Source organism: Prevotella veroralis (genome assembly GCF_018127765.1).
GTDB classification, from domain to species: Bacteria; Bacteroidota; Bacteroidia; order Bacteroidales; family Bacteroidaceae; genus Prevotella; species Prevotella veroralis.
On record NZ_CP072331.1, the window covers coordinates 101062 to 112935 of the forward strand.

3 protein-coding genes and 1 CRISPR repeat array (1 of these 4 only partly in view) are annotated in these 11874 nt (G+C 37.9%); all 3 genes read right to left on the bottom strand.

Annotation, left to right across the window (positions count from 1 at the left end):
• Positions 1-8616: a CRISPR direct-repeat array (repeat unit 47 nt; unit sequence GTTGTGATTTGCTTGAAAATATGTACCTTTGTGGTAGCAACAACAAC) (it extends 946 nt beyond the left edge of the window).
• 156 nt (positions 8617-8772) lie between these two features.
• The 3 genes from J5A55_RS08640 to cas1 all read right to left on the bottom strand — a co-directional run bounded on the left by J5A55_RS08640 (position 8773) and on the right by cas1 (position 11863).
• Positions 8773-10434 carry an IS1182 family transposase gene (locus tag J5A55_RS08640; protein WP_211802951.1) on the bottom strand — a complete coding sequence of 554 codons (1662 nt, stop codon included), beginning with the start codon at positions 10432-10434 and terminating at the stop codon, positions 8773-8775.
• Positions 10435-10576: 142 nt separating this feature from the next.
• Entirely contained in the window at positions 10577-10918 is a 342-nt protein-coding gene (gene cas2, locus J5A55_RS08645) for a CRISPR-associated endonuclease Cas2 (protein ID WP_024985837.1), read from the bottom strand.
• A gap of 12 nt (positions 10919-10930) precedes the next feature.
• Positions 10931-11863 carry a type II CRISPR-associated endonuclease Cas1 gene (gene cas1 / locus J5A55_RS08650; RefSeq protein WP_004383237.1) on the bottom strand — a complete coding sequence of 311 codons (933 nt, stop codon included), beginning with the start codon at positions 11861-11863 and terminating at the stop codon, positions 10931-10933.
• Positions 11864-11874: the final 11 nt, after the last annotated feature.

The following is an 11874-nucleotide window of genomic DNA, read 5'->3' on the forward strand; positions in this document are numbered from 1 at the left end:
CCTTTGTGGTAGCAACAACAACTTTGGTGACTAATTAACGACTCAAAAGCAGGTTGTGATTTGCTTGAAAATATGTACCTTTGTGGTAGCAACAACAACATTAACATTATAATGGCAAGTCGTTGTCCGGTTGTGATTTGCTTGAAAATATGTACCTTTGTGGTAGCAACAACAACAGCATGCTGTACCACGTTGCCGAATGGGGCGTTGTGATTTGCTTGAAAATATGTACCTTTGTGGTAGCAACAACAACTAGTAGTAGAATTGTTATCTACTTCCTCGTGTTGTGATTTGCTTGAAAATATGTACCTTTGTGGTAGCAACAACAACGATGTTATGGGTGGAATGGCTGGAGTAGCAGTTGTGATTTGCTTGAAAATATGTACCTTTGTGGTAGCAACAACAACGGTCTTTTTGCATAGCCGTCTTAATCTTAGGTTGTGATTTGCTTGAAAATATGTACCTTTGTGGTAGCAACAACAACTGCGTGCTGTACCACGTTGCCAAAGGGTGCGTTGTGATTTGCTTGAAAATATGTACCTTTGTGGTAGCAACAACAACCAGGTGGAACGTGCAGGTATATTCAGTTCTGTTGTGATTTGCTTGAAAATATGTACCTTTGTGGTAGCAACAACAACTTAAGGAGATTCTTTTTATACTTCAACCCAGTTGTGATTTGCTTGAAAATATGTACCTTTGTGGTAGCAACAACAACTTTCGTGCTGTAATTATATATCTGATTGTTGTTGTGATTTGCTTGAAAATATGTACCTTTGTGGTAGCAACAACAACCCGTCAGCATTCCCAACCACACGTGGTATAGTTGTGATTTGCTTGAAAATATGTACCTTTGTGGTAGCAACAACAACAGAAGAGGATGCAAAGGCTCAAGAGTTATTGTTGTGATTTGCTTGAAAATATGTACCTTTGTGGTAGCAACAACAACGATTGCTCATAAATACGATTAAACGTATATGTTGTGATTTGCTTGAAAATATGTACCTTTGTGGTAGCAACAACAACTAGTTACCGTACACGGTCACTATTCGAGAAGTTGTGATTTGCTTGAAAATATGTACCTTTGTGGTAGCAACAACAACGGAAAATCCTTAATACCAGAATGAACATCAGTTGTGATTTGCTTGAAAATATGTACCTTTGTGGTAGCAACAACAACTAAATTTTGACAAATCAACACCTTTAGACAGTTGTGATTTGCTTGAAAATATGTACCTTTGTGGTAGCAACAACAACTTGCTTGCGGTCTGAAGTCCGAAATCAGGGTTGTGATTTGCTTGAAAATATGTACCTTTGTGGTAGCAACAACAACATAATTTCCGTACACGGCTACTAATTTTGAGTTGTGATTTGCTTGAAAATATGTACCTTTGTGGTAGCAACAACAACGAGTTAGGATATATAGCACACATGCCGATGTTGTGATTTGCTTGAAAATATGTACCTTTGTGGTAGCAACAACAACTCACTTTGACGGATATTCTGCTGTATATCGGTTGTGATTTGCTTGAAAATATGTACCTTTGTGGTAGCAACAACAACCATAAGTTCTTCATAAAGCACATCTGCTGTGTTGTGATTTGCTTGAAAATATGTACCTTTGTGGTAGCAACAACAACGGAAAATCCTTAATACCAGAATGTACATCAGTTGTGATTTGCTTGAAAATATGTACCTTTGTGGTAGCAACAACAACACCATTAACGGGGTTACATTTAATCGACGGTTGTGATTTGCTTGAAAATATGTACCTTTGTGGTAGCAACAACAACTGAAGTTATCATCTATCACATCATCTACTTGTTGTGATTTGCTTGAAAATATGTACCTTTGTGGTAGCAACAACAACTAGGCTTGATAGAAGTTAACCAATCCTTTGTTGTGATTTGCTTGAAAATATGTACCTTTGTGGTAGCAACAACAACTGCGTGTTGAACCACGTTGCCAAATGGTGCGTTGTGATTTGCTTGAAAATATGTACCTTTGTGGTAGCAACAACAACTATGTCATTCGATACCTATGATGAGGATGTGTTGTGATTTGCTTGAAAATATGTACCTTTGTGGTAGCAACAACAACGTAGGCTTTATAGAAGTAAGCCAATCCTTCGTTGTGATTTGCTTGAAAATATGTACCTTTGTGGTAGCAACAACAACGGTATAGTTACCGTACACGGTGACTAAAAGTTGTGATTTGCTTGAAAATATGTACCTTTGTGGTAGCAACAACAACAAATAGCCAAACTTATCAGCTTGGAATGTAGTTGTGATTTGCTTGAAAATATGTACCTTTGTGGTAGCAACAACAACGTAGTCGTGTACTAATTGTATCTACTGGCAGTTGTGATTTGCTTGAAAATATGTACCTTTGTGGTAGCAACAACAACTAGTCGCGTGCTAATTGTATCTACTGGCAGTTGTGATTTGCTTGAAAATATGTACCTTTGTGGTAGCAACAACAACCCGCCAGAGTGCTATATGAGCTATACGACGTTGTGATTTGCTTGAAAATATGTACCTTTGTGGTAGCAACAACAACGAATGTAGGCGAGGGCATAACAGCATTTCGTTGTGATTTGCTTGAAAATATGTACCTTTGTGGTAGCAACAACAACTTATCTACTTTTTCTTTATTCCTAATAATAGTTGTGATTTGCTTGAAAATATGTACCTTTGTGGTAGCAACAACAACTATGAATGAACAATTTGTTTCTGATTATAAGTTGTGATTTGCTTGAAAATATGTACCTTTGTGGTAGCAACAACAACAACGCATCCCGCCGTGCATTCAACCAGCAGGTTGTGATTTGCTTGAAAATATGTACCTTTGTGGTAGCAACAACAACGAGACTACCGCAATAGATGCGACAGACAATGTTGTGATTTGCTTGAAAATATGTACCTTTGTGGTAGCAACAACAACCGCACGGGAAAACAACACCTTTAAACGATTGTTGTGATTTGCTTGAAAATATGTACCTTTGTGGTAGCAACAACAACTAACATTTGAGTTAGGAGTAGCAAAATTAGGTTGTGATTTGCTTGAAAATATGTACCTTTGTGGTAGCAACAACAACGTTTATCATCAAGTACTTGTCCCTGATTCAGTTGTGATTTGCTTGAAAATATGTACCTTTGTGGTAGCAACAACAACTAACATTTGAGTTAGGAGTAGCAAAATTAGGTTGTGATTTGCTTGAAAATATGTACCTTTGTGGTAGCAACAACAACGTTTATCATCAAGTACTTGTCCCTGATTCAGTTGTGATTTGCTTGAAAATATGTACCTTTGTGGTAGCAACAACAACTCTTTGCGGTATCATTTGGGCTAAGATACGTTGTGATTTGCTTGAAAATATGTACCTTTGTGGTAGCAACAACAACAACGGAATTTGTCCAGTCATAAAAGTCATAGTTGTGATTTGCTTGAAAATATGTACCTTTGTGGTAGCAACAACAACTTGAGTAAGTTCTTTTTATACTTCAGACCAGTTGTGATTTGCTTGAAAATATGTACCTTTGTGGTAGCAACAACAACACGAAGATATATACTTCCCCTATCACCGTGTTGTGATTTGCTTGAAAATATGTACCTTTGTGGTAGCAACAACAACCTCGAATGCGGGAAAAATGTCAGAGCATGGTTGTGATTTGCTTGAAAATATGTACCTTTGTGGTAGCAACAACAACTAGTTTGTCATTTTGAGATTTCGGAAGTCGTTGTGATTTGCTTGAAAATATGTACCTTTGTGGTAGCAACAACAACTAGCCGTGAAACGAAAATCCGCAGAAGCAGGTTGTGATTTGCTTGAAAATATGTACCTTTGTGGTAGCAACAACAACTTGAGTAGATTCTTTTTATACTTTAATCCAGTTGTGATTTGCTTGAAAATATGTACCTTTGTGGTAGCAACAACAACTAACATTTGAGTTAGGAGTAGCAAAATTAGGTTGTGATTTGCTTGAAAATATGTACCTTTGTGGTAGCAACAACAACGTTTATCATCAAGTACTTGTCCCTGATTCAGTTGTGATTTGCTTGAAAATATGTACCTTTGTGGTAGCAACAACAACTCTTTGCGGTATCATTTGGGCTAAGATACGTTGTGATTTGCTTGAAAATATGTACCTTTGTGGTAGCAACAACAACAACGGAATTTGTCCAGTCATAAAAGTCATAGTTGTGATTTGCTTGAAAATATGTACCTTTGTGGTAGCAACAACAACTTGAGTAAGTTCTTTTTATACTTCAGACCAGTTGTGATTTGCTTGAAAATATGTACCTTTGTGGTAGCAACAACAACACGAAGATATATACTTCCCCTATCACCGTGTTGTGATTTGCTTGAAAATATGTACCTTTGTGGTAGCAACAACAACCTCGAATGCGGGAAAAATGTCAGAGCATGGTTGTGATTTGCTTGAAAATATGTACCTTTGTGGTAGCAACAACAACTAGTTTGTCATTTTGAGATTTCGGAAGTCGTTGTGATTTGCTTGAAAATATGTACCTTTGTGGTAGCAACAACAACTAGCCGTGAAACGAAAATCCGCAGAAGCAGGTTGTGATTTGCTTGAAAATATGTACCTTTGTGGTAGCAACAACAACTTGAGTAGATTCTTTTTATACTTTAATCCAGTTGTGATTTGCTTGAAAATATGTACCTTTGTGGTAGCAACAACAACAGTCTTTTCAGCATTAACAACAGACAAATCGTTGTGATTTGCTTGAAAATATGTACCTTTGTGGTAGCAACAACAACCAGCGGTTACAGAACGATGCTCAGAGGCAGTTGTGATTTGCTTGAAAATATGTACCTTTGTGGTAGCAACAACAACAGCGAATTAAGCTTGTAATTAATATAATATGTTGTGATTTGCTTGAAAATATGTACCTTTGTGGTAGCAACAACAACCCTTTTGACATTCGCTTAAGTCCAGTACAGGTTGTGATTTGCTTGAAAATATGTACCTTTGTGGTAGCAACAACAACATAATTACCGTACACGGCTACGAGTTCTGAGTTGTGATTTGCTTGAAAATATGTACCTTTGTGGTAGCAACAACAACGTTATCATCATTGAACACATTACCTTGATTGTTGTGATTTGCTTGAAAATATGTACCTTTGTGGTAGCAACAACAACTTACCGTCAGCACCGGTAGCTTTATCAGGGGTTGTGATTTGCTTGAAAATATGTACCTTTGTGGTAGCAACAACAACAAGGAGATTAAAAAGAGATATTGAAAGATTGTTGTGATTTGCTTGAAAATATGTACCTTTGTGGTAGCAACAACAACTCCGCATATACTCGGCAACCTCCCAGCGGGTTGTGATTTGCTTGAAAATATGTACCTTTGTGGTAGCAACAACAACGCTTGTCATCAAGTACTTGTCCTTGATTCAGTTGTGATTTGCTTGAAAATATGTACCTTTGTGGTAGCAACAACAACGGATTGACAAAGGAGGGTAAGCACACATCGGTTGTGATTTGCTTGAAAATATGTACCTTTGTGGTAGCAACAACAACCAACATTTGAATTTGGCGATGCAAAGTTAGGTTGTGATTTGCTTGAAAATATGTACCTTTGTGGTAGCAACAACAACTTTTTGCCGTATCGTTTGGAGAAAGGTACTGTTGTGATTTGCTTGAAAATATGTACCTTTGTGGTAGCAACAACAACTTGCTTGTGAACCGAAAGTCCGCAGAAGCAGGTTGTGATTTGCTTGAAAATATGTACCTTTGTGGTAGCAACAACAACATCTTCTTCTGCTTTATGAGTTTGCGCCTCGTTGTGATTTGCTTGAAAATATGTACCTTTGTGGTAGCAACAACAACTGTTTTACTTATTTTCTCTTTCTTCCTGAAGTTGTGATTTGCTTGAAAATATGTACCTTTGTGGTAGCAACAACAACTGCTTGTGAAACGAAAATCCGCAGATGCAGGTTGTGATTTGCTTGAAAATATGTACCTTTGTGGTAGCAACAACAACCATTTAAGCGTACGCAATACAATATATTAGGTTGTGATTTGCTTGAAAATATGTACCTTTGTGGTAGCAACAACAACCAACATTTGAATTTGGCGTGGCAAAATTAGGTTGTGATTTGCTTGAAAATATGTACCTTTGTGGTAGCAACAACAACATAAAATTATAATAATTGGTTTTACTTTTAGTTGTGATTTGCTTGAAAATATGTACCTTTGTGGTAGCAACAACAACTCGTCAACAAAACCTTTATCGTAAGAGATCGTTGTGATTTGCTTGAAAATATGTACCTTTGTGGTAGCAACAACAACTGCACCAGTACTTTTGTTTGGTGAATAGGGTTGTGATTTGCTTGAAAATATGTACCTTTGTGGTAGCAACAACAACGATAGTGCAAAATGGAATAGCAAAAAGGCTGTTGTGATTTGCTTGAAAATATGTACCTTTGTGGTAGCAACAACAACTTTAGACAGAAAGGACGGGTCAGAAGATTTGTTGTGATTTGCTTGAAAATATGTACCTTTGTGGTAGCAACAACAACTCACGCTTAGTAGCTTTACGAGGTTTTGCGTTGTGATTTGCTTGAAAATATGTACCTTTGTGGTAGCAACAACAACCTCTGTTGATCATAATGATCACCTTTAGTAGTTGTGATTTGCTTGAAAATATGTACCTTTGTGGTAGCAACAACAACAGCAACACCAGCAGCATTAACACCTGCATTGTTGTGATTTGCTTGAAAATATGTACCTTTGTGGTAGCAACAACAACAACATTTGAGTTCGGCGTGGCAAAATTAGGTTGTGATTTGCTTGAAAATATGTACCTTGTGGTAGCAACAACAACTCTTGCTTTAACTTATCATATTGCATCTTGTTGTGATTTGCTTGAAAATATGTACCTTTGTGGTAGCAACAACAACATTTAAGCGTACACAATACAATACATTAGGTTGTGATTTGCTTGAAAATATGTACCTTTGTGGTAGCAACAACAACACGTGAGAAGCGAGTTTTTAAGCGATTGAGTTGTGATTTGCTTGAAAATATGTACCTTTGTGGTAGCAACAACAACAAAATTGTGAATGATGTTGACCATAAACTTGTTGTGATTTGCTTGAAAATATGTACCTTTGTGGTAGCAACAACAACTAGCCACGACATCTACACTACCATCCTTTGGTTGTGATTTGCTTGAAAATATGTACCTTTGTGGTAGCAACAACAACAGGAGACAAATCCCAGCCTTCCTTACCAAGGTTGTGATTTGCTTGAAAATATGTACCTTTGTGGTAGCAACAACAACTGGTCAACTTCCTTTAGCGTCTCCTGTGTGTTGTGATTTGCTTGAAAATATGTACCTTTGTGGTAGCAACAACAACCGAATCTGTCAAGGATGATTATAATACATTGTTGTGATTTGCTTGAAAATATGTACCTTTGTGGTAGCAACAACAACTTAACATTAAAATGGCAAGTCGTTGACCGGTTGTGATTTGCTTGAAAATATGTACCTTTGTGGTAGCAACAACAACTGCATGCTGTACTACATTGCCGAAAGGTGAGTTGTGATTTGCTTGAAAATATGTACCTTTGTGGTAGCAACAACAACTCGGTAATTAGCCTATCGAGGTGGAATCCGTTGTGATTTGCTTGAAAATATGTACCTTTGTGGTAGCAACAACAACCGAACTGAAGTGCAGTAGGCAACGCGACACGTTGTGATTTGCTTGAAAATATGTACCTTTGTGGTAGCAACAACAACCTAATTCTTTCCCGGTGTATTCTCCACGAAGTTGTGATTTGCTTGAAAATATGTACCTTTGTGGTAGCAACAACAACTAAGTATTTAATTTTTAATTTGAATAACTGGTTGTGATTTGCTTGAAAATATGTACCTTTGTGGTAGCAACAACAACTATGGAGATAGTATTAACCCGTTCAAAATGGTTGTGATTTGCTTGAAAATATGTACCTTTGTGGTAGCAACAACAACACACACGATTACTATTTAGTGGGTCGAGCGTTGTGATTTGCTTGAAAATATGTACCTTTGTGGTAGCAACAACAACTATGCGATAGGCTCATAACGTGAACTATGGTTGTGATTTGCTTGAAAATATGTACCTTTGTGGTAGCAACAACAACCTTGTCGCAATCTACTTCCTTGCTTGTTTCGTTGTGATTTGCTTGAAAATATGTACCTTTGTGGTAGCAACAACAACGGTATAATTACCGTACACACTAACCAATCGTTGTGATTTGCTTGAAAATATGTACCTTTGTGGTAGCAACAACAACTTTGATGACTAATGAGTGCCTCAAAAGCAGGTTGTGATTTGCTTGAAAATATGTACCTTTGTGGTAGCAACAACAACTTAAGTAGATTTTTCTTATACTTCAGACCAGTTGTGATTTGCTTGAAAATATGTACCTTTGTGGTAGCAACAACAACGGAAAGTCTCTAATACCAGAATGGACATCAGTTGTGATTTGCTTGAAAATATGTACCTTTGTGGTAGCAACAACAACCGTTTCTTATAATGAACCACGCTATTTGTCGTTGTGATTTGCTTGAAAATATGTACCTTTGTGGTAGCAACAACAACAGACTATTCATAAGTTTCTGAATATCAATAAGATCGTTAGTTGTTAGAAGAAAATAAAAGTAATACCACAAAACAAAGAGGGTGTGTCAAAATGGACACATCCTCTTTTCTACTCCTCTTTACTTCATCTACCGCATAATTCGTTATTTACTGCAGCTATGCCGCTAATTTCATATAAAATGATTTGTTGGGCTTCCAATAGCTTATATAAACTTCTATAGAGCATCTGAAGGTGACTAAAAGTACCTCCATAATAGCTTTTAGCTCCTTGAGATTATTTTTTTTGCACATTTTTCCTATGTTAAAGGCAATAGCAAAGAAGGCAAAATCCATATTGACCTTGTCTTTTCCAAAATGCCTAAACCTCTTGTAGGCTTTATTGTATTTTGTTTGTCCAAAAACAGCTTCAGGTTCTATGCACCTTCGTCCTCGATGCTTGATGCCTTCTTCCGAGGTCAGTAGTTCCCGTGCCTTTTGTTTATAGTACTGTAGTTGGTGGTTTACTTCTATAATTCTGTTCCCTCTTGCCTTAAAACATGAGCCTCTCAACGGACAACCATCACAGCGTTCTGCCTGATAACGTACACTGTAAGTAACGAATCCATTAGAGGTTAGGGAACGCTTCATGCCTATACGCTTCATATGCTGTCCCATAGGGCAGACGTAGAAATCCTGTTCCTTATTATAATAAAGGCTTGCAGGACTGAATGGGTTAGGTGTGTAGCGTGGACGCTGCTCTTTATGGAAGTAATTATACTTCACATAGGCTTCCATATTATGTACGTCCATGAACAGATAGTTCTCCTCGGAGCCATACTCTGAATCGGCTACGACTGTCTTGGCATAACGATGATAGCGTAATTTGAAAGACTCCAAGAAAGAAGGAAGTGCGAGCGTGTCTGTACGGTTAGCATAGAGTGCAAAGTTGGTGATAAACTGGTTCTCAGTTGCTATCTGCAGATTATATCCAGGCTTAGTCTGTCCGTTCTGCATAGCATCCTCCTTCATGTGCATAAACGTGGCATCAGGGTCGGTCTTGCTGTAGGAGTTTCTCTCTCCCATAATCTCAAGGTGTTGGTCATACTCCTGGAGTTTATTACGTTTCTTCTCAAGCTCTTTAAGCTGTTTTTTCTTGGTTCTAACAGCCTGCTTCTCTTCTTTTGTCTTAGGCTCAGGGGCTGATTCCAAAGACTTGTTCAATTCCTCGGATATCTCATCGAGCAGAGCTGCAGTAAACTCGACACCTTCTGTTTTAGCAGCATTGTCCTGCGCTATGACATCATCAATCTGGAGCAAGAGTGTGCGTATTTGTTCCTGCAACTTGGCGCGGTTCTTTTCCACGGTTCTCTTCCAAACGAAGGTATACTTGTTGGCTTTCGATTCTATTTTTGTGCCGTCAATATATTCAACGTCAAGACTTATCAAACCTTTGGCTGCAAGTACTAATACCACTTGTGTGAAGATATTGTTGATTTCCTTTTTCACACGATTACGAAAACGATTGATGGTAATAAAATCAGGCTGCTCATATCCTGCCAGATAGATGAAATGAATGTCACGCTTGAGAAGCGACTCTATACGACGGCAGGAATAGATATTATTCATATAGGCGTAAAGAATCACCTTGAGCATCATTTGTGGATGATAAGGCTTGCGACCACTGGGCTTATAAAGCTTGTAGACATTATCCAACATAAGATTATCCACCAAGGCGTCTAAAAGACGAACAGGATCATCTTCTGCGATATCCTTATCGATTCTTTGAGGAAAAAGAATCATTTTCTTGTGTATGTAAGAACGAAAGTGTACCTTTGTCATAATGAGATTTTTTTGTATGCCTAAAGGTACAAAAACTTTAGGAAATAGCAAAGCCCTGGCTTGAGAAAGTCGGGGCTTTGTGCATAAAAAAGAGTGTGTGGCTATTTTGACACACCCTCGTTCGTTTTCTATAAATTCTGTATTAGAATAGTTCTAGCTGTTGTCCTGGAGCATTGGGTGGTTTAGGCTTCTCACCATAGAAAAGTTGGATATTAGCAAATTGCTTATCAGTAATACACAATATTCCGACTTTTCCGTGTTTAGGGAGGCAAGCTTTCACACGCTTTATATGCACCTCTGCATTCTCCACACTTGCACAATGACGGACATAAATGGAGAATTGAAACATTGTAAAACCATCTTTCATCAATGATTTACGGAAGTCAATATATGCTTTCTTTTCTTTCTTTGTTTCTGTTGGTAAATCGAAGAATACGAGAATCCACATAATTCGATATTCACTAAAGCGGTAAAAGCTGACCATAATAAATAAATGTTACATCTCTGGATAACTAATACGACGAGTCTCCCCAGAAAAGCATTTAGCAAGCGAAGCTGTAGTTTGCTGAGCTGCTATCATCAATGGGCTACGTTTACCATTCACGACAACATCTATCATTGGGATACTCAATAACTCCATCTTTAACTCTTTTGAAAGAGAAGAGACATTGTCAAATCGATGAAGAATATCAATAACCAGTTGATCAACATAAGGACGGTAAGGCTCCATAATATCATCAGCAAGACAATAGGCATTGTAACGATTATGATGGTGTATACCCAGAGTCGGTAATAATCCACTCCCAACTAAAGACCTTGCAATAACAGCCCGTAGAATGGCATACCCGTAATTCAAGAGGTTGTTGGGTGGAGTCCCCTCTCTATCACGTACAAAATCAGGAAAGTCAAGAAAAAGATTACGCCAGTAATAAGCGGCAGCTCTTGCTTCAAGATTGTCAGGATCACCACTACGCACATCATTTGCCCATACACACATACAATTCGTTTCCTTGTTAGTATTAGTTCGTAAGACACATTCTTGATTAAGGATCTTCTGCTTCACAGTCTGTTGCCATAACTGTTTACGCAATGGAAGTGAAGAGTCAAGTTGGGAACGGAATCGTTCATTTTGAGTTTTATGACCACATAAAGGAAGTAGTAATCCAACAGGCATACTTTTTGAATCACATGTTATTACAGCACAATTATTCTCCAAGAGAGCATCAAGTACACCAGAGGTAACTGTTATACGCCGATTATCAAGTATCACCACCCCGATATCTTCTATCGGGATGGTGCGCTCAGCTTTCTTCTTCATAACTTCGGGCAAATTTCCGTTAACTTCTACTTCTGGTAGATGCAATACTAACTGCTCATTACGGAGACTCAGATAGATAGGGTTACTGAAACAAAGCGTTTTCTTTATCATAAGCAAATAAG

Excerpts from the sequence above, each read along its gene's own strand:
- J5A55_RS08640 (WP_211802951.1), bottom strand. The coding sequence starts at position 10,434 with ATGACAAAGGTACACTTTCGTTCTTACATACACAAGAAAATGATTCTT.
- cas2 (WP_024985837.1), bottom strand. The coding sequence starts at position 10,918 with ATGGTCAGCTTTTACCGCTTTAGTGAATATCGAATTATGTGGATTCTC.
- cas1 (WP_004383237.1), bottom strand. The coding sequence starts at position 11,863 with ATGATAAAGAAAACGCTTTGTTTCAGTAACCCTATCTATCTGAGTCTC.